The organism is Aerococcus sanguinicola, from assembly GCF_001543145.1.
GTDB classification, from domain to species: Bacteria; Bacillota; Bacilli; order Lactobacillales; family Aerococcaceae; genus Aerococcus; species Aerococcus sanguinicola.
On record NZ_CP014160.1, the window covers coordinates 1574390 to 1589450 of the forward strand.

The following is a 15061-nucleotide window of genomic DNA, read 5'->3' on the forward strand; positions in this document are numbered from 1 at the left end:
TGTGTAAAAAATGTATTATTAAGTTGTAGTAAAGTGAAGTATGCATGGGAAGTAATCAATATATTATATATCTTAATAAATAATCCCTCTAAAAAGCTTATCTTTTAGAGGGATTATGTTATGATTGAAAACTTTTTATCTCTATATTCTTTAGGATCTACTAAGTTTTCAAATTGATTACTGTATTTAAATTTTTATTACATAATTTTATTAGAAGAGAAGTATATCATTAGAATGATAGGTATCAGATTTTTGCTATATCTAAGTAGAGATTTAAAATTTTGAATTCTATAATTTTGACAAATTATCCGAACATCATCTTTTTACATATGTCATAAATTTTAGCTAACGCGTTTATTAGGTTATCGGCGTATTTATCCACAATGACCATAAAAGGCTTCTCAAAAAATTTTTGCCTTATTAAATCTATCACCGTGCATATTGCATAAACTAATAAGACCACAATAATAGAGTACGGGATTAAAAGTAAGGAATTTTGATATTGATAATTTTGGAAAATATTAATCCATAAAATAGGCCTTAATATAATATTCTCGTGAATAAGATACACACCAAAAGTTGCAGTTGCTAATGTATTTATAGAGTTAGTATAGTTCATTTGAAGATTTGTAAATGCTAAGAATAGGGTCAGGGAAATTAGTAGAACAGGTATCTTTTCCATACCATAAAAATATGTTGCATAGGTGGAAAAGATATTCCATTGTGTTCCTAATAAAGTAAAAACTATACTCGATAAATACGTTAATAATGAAAAGATTCCGCACATTATAAAATATCTTTTAGTGGTAAAGGTGTGGTTAAATCCATATAAACGAACATATCCAGCGAGCGCGTATAAAGTTACGAACCACCACAAGGGATTACTTTGAAAGTCTGAAGTTGTAAAGGTAGGGATGACTGACCACATGATAATAAGCAATGTTAGAAAAATTTGATAAGTCTTCTTACTCAGTGAATTGAGTAATATATTTAAAAATGGATGAATAATGTACAGCACGAAATAAGTACTTGCAAACCACCATGAAGAGAAAGTGATCGGGAATAGCGATTTTACAGCTGTTATGATTTCATAATCATGAATCTTAAATATCGAACATATAGCAAATATACTTAGTGAGTAAAAAATTATCTGTCCCCAAAGTTTTATGATTTTTCTAATATCAAGAATTTTGCTACAGTTTGTTATAAGAAAATATCCTGTTATTAGAATAAAAATATTAACGCCAACCTTGCCGCCTAATACAATTAAATTATACCAAAGACGGGGTATGGTAATAATTGACGTTTCCTAATTAAATCCACCATGTACTGCAAAATGGTGAAAAATAATCATTATAATTGAAATTATTCTTAATAGTTCAATGTTACTTTGCCTGTTTAGTTTTGAGCTTTTCATACTATACAGAAACTCCTTTCTTTTATTGTTATACCGTTAGTATTCAATCATTGTAGGTAACTATGTATGTGAAAATTAAACTAGAGTATTTTATAGATTATACTAGATTAGTTAGATATAATTAAATTAGTAACTATTTTAGATTTGAGGAGGAGTCGTTATGAATTTAGACACAGTGGTAAATCAGATTCGAAATTCAAATATTATTCATCTCCATATGTGTCAAAAGAATCCTCAAGGATACGTAACTTTTACACCAAATATCACAGATCAGGTTAAAAATGAGCTTAAGAGAATATCAATTGATTATCTTGAGACTAAAGCAAACATTAAGCAAGTCGAATATAACCCAACAAGAACTATTTCAGGAACAGTTGAAACCGTTAAATTCCAAGATTTTGATTCAGTTACTGAATTTTTTGAAACTTTTAAAGAAGAGGCTGGAATTGGTGAAATAACACCTATTCTTATAGATTTTTTCATATATGAATTTGAAATTCAAGATAAAAGTATTTATCTCTTTAGGAGACACAATAAGAATAAGGCACTTAGAAAAGGTATACTTGGTAAAATATTAAAAGGCTATTATAAGAGTATTGAAACCGAGGATATATTAACAATAGATGATAAAATTGATTTTTTAGTATACGAAAATGAGATTATTGTATTTTATCATACTGCTTTTGAGAGAATATTTAATTTAGATGCCGAATTTTACGATAAAGCTGAAATTGTATTGGAAGCAGATATGTTTAAAAATAAAATAATTGGATATGATGCTTTAAAAGAAGATCTTCTGGATAATAAAAATTTGGTTAAAAGAGTTTCAAAATTAGAAGGTGATATAGATAAAGCCACTATGTTTTTAAAGCATATGCGTAGAACGGAGGCTGTAATAAATCGTTTTGATTTACCGATTTCTATAATTGGGGATCAAATTTGTTACGAAGATAAGAGTCAGTTAGGAGAAATTGTACTTTTGATGCAGGATGCATATTACAGAACTTTTATTGGAGAGGAAGACGGAGTAGACGAAGGGAGATAAAGTTATTATGAACCTTTTGTTTAGGATCCTTTTATATATATCATCATATCTTCCACTTGTTGTTTTGATTTTCATTCAAAATATGTATGATTTAACTTGGAAAGCTGCCTATAAGACACTAGTAAACAATATTTTTTTTTGGAAAGTAGTATTTTTAGCAGTATTATTTTCAAGTATGGCATTAATATTCTGGTTAATTGCTATAAAAAAGGAAAGTGCATCTGATGGCAGGAAATATAGTGTTGATAATTTGAAAGAAATTGATGTAGAAGTACTGAATTATTTTGTAACCTACATAGTACCTTTGTTATCATTAGATATATCTTCTAAAACTAGTATACTAGTTAATTTTCTGTTTATTGTATTATTAGGAATATATTTCGTAAGGAATAATGCTCTCCATTTTAATATTATGTTAATTTTATTAGGATACCATATATACACGAATGATAAAGATCATATTATTATTTCTAAAAGAACATTATATGAAATAAAAAATAACGCTCTCAAAGCTGATCAAATAGGTACTAGTCAAATTTTTTACATTTAACTTTTTTAATATTATAGATATTCGTTAATAAACTATATTCTTAAGTTAATAAAAGATCAAACTGAAAGATTAAATTTTAAAATCAAGGCAACTGAAAATGTAGATTATAAGCAGATTTACATACCCATTAACACATTTTCAGTTGCCTTTTAATCTAGTGTTTCAGATTGACTTTTTAGAATAAAATAAATGAAAGCGAGAATACCGATGAAAAAATCCTTCCTACCTCTAGCCACGACTTCCTTGATCCTCACCGCATTTCTTGCCCAGGGCGAGCAGGTCCAGGCCGAAGAGCAGCCCGCTGCAGAATACGCTGCGAGTGATAAGCTAGTTGAAAGCAGCCCAGCAGCAGATTTAGCTAGACCAAGCGAAGTAAAACCAGCGCCAACTCGTCCAGAATCTGCTCCTAGTGAGGAAGCAAGTTCAAGCTCTGCCGATGACCGCCACCAAGCCTATCGTAAAGAGCAGGATCAGAAGGTTATTGAAGACTATGAGAAATTAGTTGAAACGCCGGTTGAGGTGGTGATTTCTAATACTAATGAGAGTATTAAAATGCCTCCCCAGGATGAAAACGAGGATGTCATTTATAAGCAAACTTATACCGGCAAAGCTGTTATTCCAAAAGGTGAATCTATACCAACCTTGGACTTGGATACTAATTTGGATGAACCAATTATTCTGCAGTCATTCGTAAATCTTGATCAAGAAAAAGCTAAAATAGATGGCCTAGCAGCGATTAAAGAATTACGTTCGATTGTTTGGGATATGGAAGGAAACAGTGAATTAATCGGTGAACAAGTTAATCCTAAAACTGGCGAACGGGTTGAGGGGGTTTGGATTAATGGTAAACGTCTTCGAGATCGATTGAAAGCTGAAGGTATTAGTACCAAGGAAGAATATGTTAATCGTCTTTCGTGGAATAGTGATTTAGAAAATTTAGCTTTGTTAAATCTAGGGGAAGCTAAGGATGCTTATTTTTCTTTAAGAGATTATGAAGAGCTTTCTAAAACGACTAATGCTAATGAATCATATTGCGATAGAGTAGTCCTTAATGAAATTAATAGTTCTTTGACTTTAAAAGAAAATATTGTTAAACAGTTTGGGTTAGATGTTATAACTCAGCATAGTTATAATCAAGGGATAGAAGAATCAAATATTTCAAAATTTTTGAATCTAGTATTAAATCCTAGAAATAGGTCATTCGCCTTAGCTGTAGATTATCAGCCATGGGAATCAGATAGACCTAAATCATTTAGTCTAATATCTTCAGATAAATATCAGGAAAAAGATGCTTCCAAGAATTATAAAGGCGAATTTATTATTCTGTTTAACCAAAATTTTAAAGAGCATAGCCAATATCAAAGTATTGATTTTCCACCAATTTTTGAAGGATCACAATATGAATTGCCAATTTTTGTAAACTCTTATGGTGCGAGTCGTAGATTGGTACACAGCTTTGAAGGAAATAGGTATTCATTAAATTCTGAAATTGTTAAATTCAATGAGGATGGGTCAATAACAGCTCTTAAGCCTGGAAAAACAATTTTATTTATTAATATTGACGGTATACTTAAATCGATGACTGTGGAAGTTGTACCTTCACCGATTGTTGAAGATAAAATAACTGTATGGGACGGTAAATATGTTTACCCAATATACATAAAAAATCCTGATATGTATGTTGGAGAAGAGCGCGTGATAGAGGAGGGTCGACCTTCTTTACGCTATTATTTAACCCGAGATATTTTATCGGTAGATGGTAAATTTTTAAATAGAGAGTTTTTGAAAGATTGGGAGATTCCAGGGATTGATCAGGTTATTGAATATGGAACTAAGAAAAGACCTGATAAGAAAGCTGCACCTAGAGATGTAATTACAGGCCACCTTTACGAATCCATCCCCGGTTACTTCGAAGTTCTCCCAGGCTACCACATCCGCCTGGTCCCTGAAACCGAAGATCAGGTGCTTCGAATTAATGAGCAGAATTTCAAGACGGTGATTCAGCCGCGCGACGATCTGGCTTTGGGTGAGCATGTGATCATCCAGGACGGCGTGAATCGCTATACCGAGGTCACCAATCGGATTTATAAGGGCCACCAGAATAATATCCTCAAGACCCAGGAGATTTCTCGCCAGGACTTCCCCGGCCAAGACCTGATTATTGGTGTTGGCACAGGCAAGGGTGGTGCAGAACTTCCTGGAGAGGAGGGCCCTGTAGAGAAAGCACCAGCTTCAAGAGTTCCTGAAGAGACTGTTTCTGAGACGAAAGTAACGCCAGTTAAGGAGACGGGTGAAAAAGCACCGAATCTTAGCCCAGGTCATGCGGCTAAGCAAGAGGGGACTGAGATGCCTCATGTAGAGGAGGATAGACCGACTCCTTCGCGCAACGGACAGGCTGAGGAAGAAGGTTTTGATCAGGTGACGACGGGTGCTGTAAGTACGGAAGCTTCTGTTGAAGGTCCAGTTGTGGCAGCAGCTCAAGACGAAGTTGGTCCTGATCTAGTAAGTGCAGTAGCAGTGTCTATAGATTCTGGTCAGATGAGTCAAGGTATTGATGAAGTATCTGCAAGTGAAGCGCTTGCATCTCAAGATGAGAAGTCAATGGATCACTCGGAAGCTCAAGGAAGCCGAGCAGGTGCCTCAGAAGAGTCTGATTCAGCGAAGGACCAAGCAAAGGGTAAGATTGCTCAAGTGACAGCTTCTAGTCAGTCGCAAGTAAGGTCCAGTTCAGATCCATTTGTTCACAGCCCAAGCGTTTCCACCCAGCTCCCCAAGACAGGCGCACGATCACTCCAGCCTGCCCTAAGCCTAGGACTGTCTAGCCTAGCACTCGGCTTGTGTCTAAGTTTGCGTGCTGGCAAGAAGGGGAGAAAAGAGTAATGATAGAGGATAGCTAAATAAGGACATCCCCCTAGAAGTAGTGTTTCTAGGGGGATGTATTGTGCATGGAAGCTTTTTTGCTTTTTGAGGTGGTATAATAGAGGTGAATTTGTGGTGGGAGGACTGGCAAAAACTATCAATCTGAAATTAGCTTTGATATTTGGAGAACAATTATTTTGAGAGTAAAGTAATTTTATGAGACAAATTTTTTAAGTTATTGAAGTTTAGAAAAATTAGATGGGGTGTTTTATATCAATCAACATGAACAAGTAAATTTACTATCAAAAAGTTTAATTAGTTATGATGGTCAGACATTGTTAAGGTTAATGTCAACAGTAAATGATGGTGTCTTTATATTGTTTATACTACCTTATTTAGCTTTACATATACGTTCTTCAAGTGAATTTTTAGAATTAGAAATGAATAATGATGATTTCGTTGAAAAAGTAAAAGATATTAGGAATGGTCTTAAGTTTTTCTCTGATGGCCATTCTAAAACTCGTAGAAAGGTCAAAGAAGTATCTGATACACAAGATAATTTTTTTGTAAATCTAATGCGATTTCCTATACTTAAAAATTTAAAATTGCATTATGATTTAGGAATATATTTTGATGAAAAAGGTAACTTGATTGGGAATACTCAATGCGCTTCAATATGCTTAAATATAGAATATGATCAAAACATTTTAGGAGAAGAGTGTTTTAAAATAGGATGTGGAATGGGCTCTCAAATACGGTCTATAGTAGAATATAATAGATGTTTTATTGACTTTTCAGATGTGACTTTATTTAAGGATAAAAAACCTGTTCTATTTTATAAAGATTATCATACAGATAAAATGGATAATGTATTTCGAATAGCTCTAAGTAAAGAGCAGAATTTAATGTTACTTCATTTAGCCAGTATATTGGGGTTCACCAATAATTATCTTTTGAGATATCTTGATGCCGATAATAACTGGGTATTTCGTATTCTATATGTTAACGTTCATAATGTTTTTACCGCATTAAATAGATTTGAAGCATATTTACAACAAAACGATAAGGAGAAAATTAATCTCTCTCAATTAACTTCATTGCTAAATTATGGGAAAAAGGAAATTATTTCTAGTACTTTTAGAAATTGTATGATGCACTATGGATTTATTGATAAAAATTCCAGTGTAGTGATATCAAAAAATAATTTTAACACAGGGAAAATGTGGTTTGGTTTAGTAGAAGAGTGTTTTAATGGTAAAAAATATGAAGAATACCATCAAGATTTAATACAATATTCAAAAGAACTAGAACAATGGTTAAATTCTTTCTTTAATTTTGAAAAAGAAAGGTTAACTAGACTTTAGTAGCTTAGTTTAAAGTATTGGAAACTAATTTTTTTAGCTAGCCATGATATTTTAGATAGAGAGGAAGTATCCTATGAAAGGCAAAATAAGTTTACTTTTACTCGCTAGCCTGGCCTTGTCCGCCTGCGCTGGATCGACCACTGACCAGGGAGCGGCATCAAGTGTTTCTGAATCTGCACCTAAACAAGCAGTTTCATCAGTCGCCAAAGTTCAATCTTCTAGCACTTCATCAAGTGAGAGCTCAAGCCAACCCAACAGCTCTGAGAGTCAGGCACCAGCTAAGCGCGAGGAAGCACCAGTTGAGCCAGATTCCAGAGCTCTCTACCAAGCCGAGGAGTACCAAGAATCCAAGGAATATCCCGGCTACACCAACAAAGAAGTTGAAATGGTCCGGGTCTGGTTAAGTTTAATGGATAATACCGAGCTTTTTCCTTATGGCAATGATGGCGACCACATAGACGCTAGTTTCTTACCAGCAGGAAGCCCAGTGGATCCCAACGCGCCAGAGCTTTCTCCAGTCTGGCCCAATGACACCTGGAGTTTACATATGGGCAAAACCATGGCAGGGGCTTCCATCTTCCAATATTCCAGTAATTACGATGGCACGGTTACTATTTATCGGTGCCCCTACCACTGGCACAGTAGTCCAGAAGCCGACGCAGCACTTGCAGTCGAAGTCTTAGAAAATGCCTTCGTACTACCTGTCGAACCCTACACCCCAAGCCAAGTCCAACCACTCCTCGATGCATTGCAAATATGGGACGAGTGAAAGACTTCCCACATAACCGCAAAAAATCCCCCTAGAACTAGCAGCCTCTAGGGGGATATCTTGTAATGTAGATCTATCTGTGCTCAGTGTATTGTTCTAGTGGTTGAACGCTATTCTTGGTGGTTGAACAAGAAGTGATAATCGACTAGCCCATACTAACCCACACGCTTATCCCACACCTAAGCGATAAATATTCCGTGAAGCTAGAACTTTAAGGGAGTGAGCTGACATGATTGGTCTACATACTTTCTACGGTTATTATAGCATTGAATGGGACGATTGGGTAATTGTGGATTAAATTTATTAACTACGACTCGATTTCAATTGCAGGGGGTCCATATTCATTTGAAAATTTAGTTTAGTCTATTAAATTACTGATGAAACACATAATCTGTATTTTTTCTTTTGGCTTTTAACAATGACACAACACTGAAATCTAAGGTAAAGGTTAATCTCAAAGTATTGTGTAGATTAAATTCAAATAATAATTCTGGAAAACACTAGATATAGTGCGAAGGTTATGTTGAAAAAACTATATGTAGTCGTTTAGAATTGAACTATAAGAATTATGGAGGGGATTAATAATGAGATTAAGCAAGTATAACTTAGAAGAAGACTTTGTAATCGAAGGTTTGTGGTTTTTGGATGGTCAAAATATTAGAGATCACTATTTTGGAAGTTTAACATATAATTCAGATAATATTATATTAAGAATTCAGGGTTTAGATGTAGAAACAGATCAAATCCAAAGATTATATGGTTTATCGCAAGATGGAAAACTTATAATTTTGAATAATATTATCATGAAGAAGTGGAATAGTTCAATACCCGGCTACGTAGTTAGTGATTTTATAGTAAATTCATTTTTTATCATTGAAGTGCTTTTTGGCGAGGCTTTCAATGAGAATGGTATAAACTCTGATGTGTTGGATCTTTTTTCAAAAGACTACAGAATATTAAAAGTTGATAAATTAAAGTTTGGGATCGAGACGATTACTGATATTTTAAATAGGAAAAACTTTGAAGAAATAGAAGATCGAATTAATAGTACCTATCAGTTTATATTTAAACCTTCCTCGGCGATAAAATACACTATTACAGATCAAAACCTTCTAATTAAAGAAGTGCTACAACCTATACCCCATCATGGATGGCATAGTTTTACATATAAGGAAGAGATTAATTATATTTTATCTAGTACAAATGGAGTGATCGATTTTTATGAATTGCTAGATCACGCAAATTATATAAAAAATTTGTATGAATTTGTCTTATTTAAAAGTTTAAGACATACGTTCATAGAATTCACTAAAGAATTGAATAATGATAATCAAAATGTACAAAATACAAAGGTTCAGATAGAACAGAATAAAGAAAAAAATAGAGCTCCAATAGTCAAAGGAAGATATTATTATACTCAATTATGCAGTAATAATGTAGTAGGAAAAGGGTTAAGAATGACTGCAAATTCAATATTTAAAAATTTCGAAGATTTGATTCAAAGTTGGTATCAAGAAAAAGAGAAGTTGCAGTTCATTGTTGACGGTATTATTGCTGATTTTATCAATGCCAACTTTTGCAGAAAATAAACTATTGAATTTAATTAGATATTTAGAAGTATTCTGCAGGAATTATAGAGAAATAAAGGATAATAAACCTCAAGAATACTATGAAAATCAAGCTAGAATTTTAGAATATATTCAAGATAATGTAGATGTTGAATTTACTAAGGTTTTTTCTGAGAATATTAAATATGATGATGAAAAAAACCTTAGGAAAAAATTAAATACATTATTTAAAGAGCTTCCTGATCCAATAAAAAGTGAAATAAAACAAGAAGACAAGAGTCCTTCCAAGTCAATATCTAGTCTTGCACACAAGTTAGTTGATACTCGAAATTATCGTACTCATGGAGATGATCCTGATAAATATAAAAGTAGAATTACAGATCCTAATGAGGTCGTAGAGATACTAAATCTTCTAGAGCAGATTCTGCACTACTTAGTAATGAATGAACTTGGAGTACCAAAAACAGCGATTAGAGAATTTCAGATGAATCGTTTTTAAAGTATATTTACTTTTTGAATTTTTGAGATATGCAGAATTAATTTGAAGGAGAATGTATGGACTTAATTACTTTGAAAAATATTGGCTTAAATAAAGGGATAAATACTGAAGATTTAAGAAAAAGTGGGATTAGCTTGAGAGATGAAGAATTTGAATCTATCTCAAAGCTAGTAGACAAACTGTTATCTTTGGAAGGAGTAGAAATTGATAAGTTTATAAAGAAAAGTAATGGATTTGAATGTGGATATGAAATACCACAAATTGGAAAAGAATTCGATTTGCTAAGATTTGGAAATAACTATAATTTAAATATTGAAATAAAAAATGGATCAACCATGGAAAAACAAATGAGTCAAATTCATAGAAATGAGTATTATTTAAAGGCAATAAATAATAACTTTGAAATTATTTCTGTAGATACGGGAACTAATACTTGTTTGGCTAGTAGTATTAAAAATGGAAATATTAATAGTATTATTGAGGTTGACTTTCTTTATATTTATAAAATGATCATTAACCAAGATATTATCCAAATGAGTAATTTAGACGAGATATTTCATCCTAAATATTACTTAGTAAACCCTTTCAATAACACAAAAAAATTTTTAAAAGAAGAATATATGTTAACGAGTCATCAAGAAGAAATCCTAAAAACGTATCATAAAAGTTATTGTATAGCGGTCGAGGGTGGGCCTGGAACAGGTAAATCTCTATTGTTATATAGCATTGTGCAAGATTTGATTAATAATTGCAATAAGACTAAAGAAGATATCTTAATTATACATTGTGGGACTTTGAATAGTGGGCATAGAAAATTACAGGAAAATGGTTTTAATATAGTCGAATCTAGATTTTTTAAAGCAGGAAAAATTTCTGAAAGCACTAAATATATATTTATTGATGAAGCACAAAGAATATTTCCAAATCAAATGGAAAATGTTATGAATCAGGCTGAAGAAAAAAATATACTGTTAAATTTTTTCTTTGATCCTTTTCAAACTTTTTTTGAAAATAGTGAAGGTGAAGAAGCAAAAGCAAAATTTTTTGAATATATAGAGGAACATGATGGAAGAAAATATAAGTTAAGTAAGAATATTAGAACTAACCAAGATTTATCGGTATTTATAGATCAAGTTATGGAGTATAGACCAAAGCAAATTAAAGTTATTGATAACTCTGATGAGAAAATAAAATTAATTTACACTGCAGATCATGAACAAACTAAAGCAATATGTAAAGCATATGGATATAAAAGATATAAAATATTGAGTTATACTCCTTCACAATACGACTATGATTTATTTGACGATTATAAAATAAGTGAAAACATTCCACAATATACGATAGGTCAAGAGTTTGACAAGACGGTAGTTATAATACCTGAATTCTTCTATTATGAGAGAAATCAAGAAGGAAAAATGGAAATAAAAAGTCCAACGAGAGGTAGTTATTACTCAGGACCGAAGATGTTATTTCAAAATATCACTAGGGCAACAACAGAAATAGTCTTTGTTATTGAAAATAATGAGGAAGTTTTCAACTCGTTAATAAAATTTTTAAGTAGATAATCATTTTTATATGTTGAAATGTAACTTAAAGCTACTATAAATTTATTATCATAATTGGATATAAATTTTATATTTAAACTATATTTTTATGGTGAAACTGCTCCTAGATTTTAAAAATCATAAGATTAGATAAAAACTTTCACACCCATTAAGATCTTTGATACACCACCATCCCCCAATTTGCTATAATTTTCTCATTATGGATTGTGGAGGAAGTGACTGATGAGGAAATTATACCGCTTGGCCTTGCTGGTTATAGTAGGCCTGGTTTTGTGTGCTTGTGAGAAGGAATCACCGTCGTCTGCCTTACCGGGAGCTTATCGCTCAGATAAGTTGAAGCTCTATGAGAATGTGCCCGAGGATTTTGACGGGACCTACCTGGATACGGTGGATATTGATATCGAGATAGAGGACGTCCGTGTCCTGCCTGTTGGGGCCGAGGGTAACGAAGAGGGGGAGGCCCCTGTGATTGCCTTCTGGTACCAAGCGACCAACAAGTCGGAGGAAGAGCTATCGCCTTTCGAGGCTTGGATCCGCTGTTTTGTTCCAACCCAGCACCAAGATCAGTTGGATGATAACTTGGACAATGACCTGGCTATCGCCAAACTTCCGGATGCTCGTTACAGGAAGACCCAGAACAAGAAACTGAAGCGAAACGAAAGTGCTAAGACCGCCATTGCTTTCAAGATCGCGGATATGAAGGCGCCGGTGACCCTGTTCGCCAAGACTGCTCAGGGCAAACTTCTAGGCAGTCAGGACTATAACCCTGCTGACCTATTGAAGGACCGCTTGCTCAAGAAGACGGCGAGTGGACAGAAGGCTGACGCCACATCTTCGACTGCAAGAGGGACTAAGACCAAGCAGAAGGGGAATTATCCTTCTAAGCGGGTGGAAGGGGCAATCATTGAGAGCTTGAACGCCATGTTGAATGGCGCCGTCACTAAAGGCAATATTATTTATTGGTTGAAGGCAGAAGGTTACACAGATGCCGAAATTAATGAGGCTTTGACCTATATCGATCTCGATGACTTATATGGTTCAACAACTTATGGTGGGCGTGATCCCTATGATGCTACCCCTGAACCTATCCAGCCTAGTGGAGCATCTGATACGAGCTACCCTGAAGGTCTCCCATCTGATGATGGCCAAGCGCCTTATATACAGCCGGGTTCATCGTCGCCTTCTCCTAGTGCCCCATCTGCTGGACCTGGAGCTAGCGGTTATATAGATGATGCACCAGTAGACGATTACGATTACTCAGGTGATTGGCCAGACTGGAGTGCAACAAATCCAGCACCATCCTATTAGATATTTCATGAACGAAGGCTCTCTCCTAAGTCAATTAGAAGACTTAGGGGAGGGCTTTTTTTCTTAGGCGTAGGATGATCTCAGTCGTCTTTCTTGGCCATTTCTGCTACAATGAGCTTAATGAGAGAGGGGGGATTTGAATGCCGACAGCTCGCGTGCCAGTTAATCCGAAGCTGATTAAATATTACATGGATCAAGCCTTCTTAACGGAAGTTGACCTATCGAATAAGTCTACTTTTAAGAAACTTGACGAGTGGTTATCAGGGGAAATTTATCCTACTTTTAAGCAGCTTGTCGATTTAAGTAAGGAACTGCATGTACCAGTTGGTTATTTTTTCCTTGAGCAGCCAGTTGACGATACACCAGATCTGATTGCTTATCGGACTTTGGGGTCTAAAGAAGATCATTCATCTGTTTCCCGTGAACTGATTGAGAGTATTCAATGGGTAGAGGATCAACAGGCTTTTTTATCAGACTATCGTAAGCGGCAAGGCTTTGAGAACTTGGACTATGTCGCTAAATATAAAACATACGCGGTGGACGATGTTGAAGAACTTGCGAATGAAGCAAGAAAACTTTTAGGGCTTCCGCATGTTTGGCAAAAAGATCTCCAAGGGCAAGGCGCTTTTAAATATTTTAGACAGCGCTTGAATGCTATAGGGACGAGTGTGGTCGTCCAATCGCAAGTTGCTTTGAATACGCATCGGTCGCTTGATTTGGATGAATTTAGAGCTTTCGTCATCTTGGACGACTATGCTCCCTTTATATTTATCAATGGCAAGGATTCTAAGAATGGACGCTTATTCTCTCTTCTCCATGAATTTGGGCATATTTTGTTAGGCCAAGAAGATGTTTTGTCAGCTAATAAGATGCCAAATGATCTTAGCCAGTCTGAGAGACTATGCAATGCTTTTGCGGCTGAAATTTTAGTCCCTCGAGCTGCTTTTCTGAAGTCTTGGCATGACCAGACCCCAACTAGAGCTTTAATTGAAGACTTATCTAGGAAATTTAAGGTGAGCCAAATCGTTATTGCGCGCCGTGCTTTAGATGCCGACTTTATTGACCAAACCTTATATCAAGAAGTTGCCGAAGAAGTCAGTGAACAATTTAGGCAAAGTGAAGCTAAAAGAAAACAAGCTTCAGGAGGTCCTGATTTTTGGACAACTTTGCAGTCCCGGCTCGATCCTCTCGTAACGGAGACTGTGTTCAATGCCTATTATGCAGGGGATATTAGATACAGTGATGCAGCTAATTTATTGAATATGCCACTTAGTATGTTACAAAAGCTGTAGTCATAACTTAACTTTTTGGTATCATTATATTAGAAAAATTGATTTGATTGAATGAAATATAGGAAGGTTTAGCTTTTGTCTAGCTAACAAACTAGTGAAATGTTATAATCAATTTGTGGAAGAGAAGAAGTCAATTATTTACCAATCGTACCCTTAGTAATTACTTAATCTAAGGGTATTATTGTATATACTTTTAGCAAGGATCCTTCCAAAGTCATATATTAATTTAATAATTACTTTGTAGCAATGAAAAGGTGAATACGGTGACCGATGATGTAATATATTATCTTCTCTATCATGGAACAACTGCTAGAGGTGCTACTGAAATCCTTAAAAACAAAGAATTTACTTTCAGAAAAAGAAATGATCATTGGTTAGGAAATGGAATTTATTTCTTTATAAATGACCTTGAAAAAGCAAAATGGTGGGGCGTACAGGCGTGTAGACGTGATAGATTAAAAAAACTAGCTATATTACAAATACAAAACTTTAAGATCAATAGAAACGATTTACTTGATTTAGATACTGAGGAAGATAGACAAAAACTATTTAATTTCTTGCAAGAATTAAAGTCACAAGGCATTAGTTTAAATACTGATCAAATGGTTAATGAAATTGAAATGCGAGCCTATTTAATTGAAATGTATGTTAAATATACCTCTAAAATTGCAAGTAAACAAACTTACTATAAACCTTCTCCTAAGCATTTATGGAACTTAGAGGAATTTGGTATTTTTAATTTACAAGTTCAGTTTTGTATTTATGATAATGAAAGTATTGATTTTGAAAAAGTCCAATTATTTTTAGAGGAGGAGATTTAAT

12 protein-coding genes are annotated in these 15061 nt (G+C 34.3%); 11 read left to right on the top strand and 1 reads right to left on the bottom strand.

Annotated features, from left to right (window positions below):
* Positions 1-304: 304 nt before the first annotated feature.
* On the bottom strand, positions 305-1300 hold the full coding sequence (locus tag AWM72_RS09715) for an acyltransferase family protein (protein ID WP_083272370.1): 996 nt from the start codon (positions 1298-1300) through the stop codon (positions 305-307).
* Between the two features lie 277 nt (positions 1301-1577).
* On the opposite strand from AWM72_RS09715, the gene AWM72_RS07040 reads away from it, so the two are divergent.
* The 11 genes from AWM72_RS07040 to AWM72_RS07090 all read left to right on the top strand — a co-directional run bounded on the left by AWM72_RS07040 (position 1578) and on the right by AWM72_RS07090 (position 15060).
* Complete coding sequence (locus AWM72_RS07040; protein ID WP_067975382.1) at positions 1578-2462, top strand: Kiwa anti-phage protein KwaB-like domain-containing protein; 885 nt, start codon at positions 1578-1580, stop codon at positions 2460-2462.
* A gap of 7 nt (positions 2463-2469) precedes the next feature.
* Positions 2470-3012, top strand: coding sequence for a hypothetical protein (locus AWM72_RS07045; protein ID WP_067975386.1), 543 nt, complete (start codon positions 2470-2472; stop codon positions 3010-3012).
* 189 nt (positions 3013-3201) lie between these two features.
* Positions 3202-5892, top strand: coding sequence for a G5 domain-containing protein (locus tag AWM72_RS07050; protein ID WP_067975390.1), 2691 nt, complete (start codon positions 3202-3204; stop codon positions 5890-5892).
* A gap of 242 nt (positions 5893-6134) precedes the next feature.
* The gene (locus AWM72_RS07055; protein ID WP_067975394.1) at positions 6135-7235 is read left to right on the top strand and encodes a hypothetical protein; all 1101 of its coding nucleotides are present in this window, start codon (positions 6135-6137) and stop codon (positions 7233-7235) included.
* A 73-nt stretch (positions 7236-7308) separates the two neighbouring features.
* Positions 7309-8004 carry a hypothetical protein gene (locus AWM72_RS07060; RefSeq protein WP_067975398.1) on the top strand — a complete coding sequence of 232 codons (696 nt, stop codon included), beginning with the start codon at positions 7309-7311 and terminating at the stop codon, positions 8002-8004.
* Positions 8005-8588: 584 nt separating this feature from the next.
* Positions 8589-9593 (top strand): hypothetical protein, encoded by a 1005-nt coding sequence (locus tag AWM72_RS07065; RefSeq protein WP_067975401.1) that lies wholly within the window; start codon positions 8589-8591, stop codon positions 9591-9593.
* Complete coding sequence (locus AWM72_RS07070; RefSeq protein WP_144435182.1) at positions 9541-10071, top strand: HEPN domain-containing protein; 531 nt, start codon at positions 9541-9543, stop codon at positions 10069-10071. Before AWM72_RS07065 ends, AWM72_RS07070 begins: the two co-directional genes overlap by 53 nt.
* A gap of 56 nt (positions 10072-10127) precedes the next feature.
* Complete coding sequence (locus tag AWM72_RS07075) at positions 10128-11639, top strand: DNA/RNA helicase domain-containing protein (protein WP_067975409.1); 1512 nt, start codon at positions 10128-10130, stop codon at positions 11637-11639.
* Between the two features lie 222 nt (positions 11640-11861).
* Positions 11862-12947, top strand: coding sequence for a DUF5067 domain-containing protein (locus AWM72_RS07080; RefSeq protein ID WP_067975412.1), 1086 nt, complete (start codon positions 11862-11864; stop codon positions 12945-12947).
* 140 nt (positions 12948-13087) lie between these two features.
* Entirely contained in the window at positions 13088-14239 is a 1152-nt protein-coding gene (locus tag AWM72_RS07085) for an ImmA/IrrE family metallo-endopeptidase (protein WP_067975416.1), read from the top strand.
* Between the two features lie 263 nt (positions 14240-14502).
* Positions 14503-15060, top strand: a complete 558-nt coding sequence (locus AWM72_RS07090) for a hypothetical protein (RefSeq protein WP_067975419.1) — start codon at positions 14503-14505, stop codon at positions 15058-15060.
* Position 15061 lies beyond the last annotated feature (1 nt).

Bases quoted from the DNA above. Each gene is read 5' to 3' on its own strand.
- AWM72_RS07040 (WP_067975382.1), top strand. From the start codon at position 1,578: ATGAATTTAGACACAGTGGTAAATCAGATTCGAAATTCAAATATTATT.
- AWM72_RS07045 (WP_067975386.1), top strand. From the start codon at position 2,470: ATGAACCTTTTGTTTAGGATCCTTTTATATATATCATCATATCTTCCA.
- AWM72_RS07050 (WP_067975390.1), top strand. From the start codon at position 3,202: ATGAAAGCGAGAATACCGATGAAAAAATCCTTCCTACCTCTAGCCACG.
- AWM72_RS07060 (WP_067975398.1), top strand. From the start codon at position 7,309: ATGAAAGGCAAAATAAGTTTACTTTTACTCGCTAGCCTGGCCTTGTCC.
- AWM72_RS07065 (WP_067975401.1), top strand. From the start codon at position 8,589: ATGAGATTAAGCAAGTATAACTTAGAAGAAGACTTTGTAATCGAAGGT.
- AWM72_RS07075 (WP_067975409.1), top strand. From the start codon at position 10,128: ATGGACTTAATTACTTTGAAAAATATTGGCTTAAATAAAGGGATAAAT.
- AWM72_RS07080 (WP_067975412.1), top strand. From the start codon at position 11,862: ATGAGGAAATTATACCGCTTGGCCTTGCTGGTTATAGTAGGCCTGGTT.
- AWM72_RS07085 (WP_067975416.1), top strand. From the start codon at position 13,088: ATGCCGACAGCTCGCGTGCCAGTTAATCCGAAGCTGATTAAATATTAC.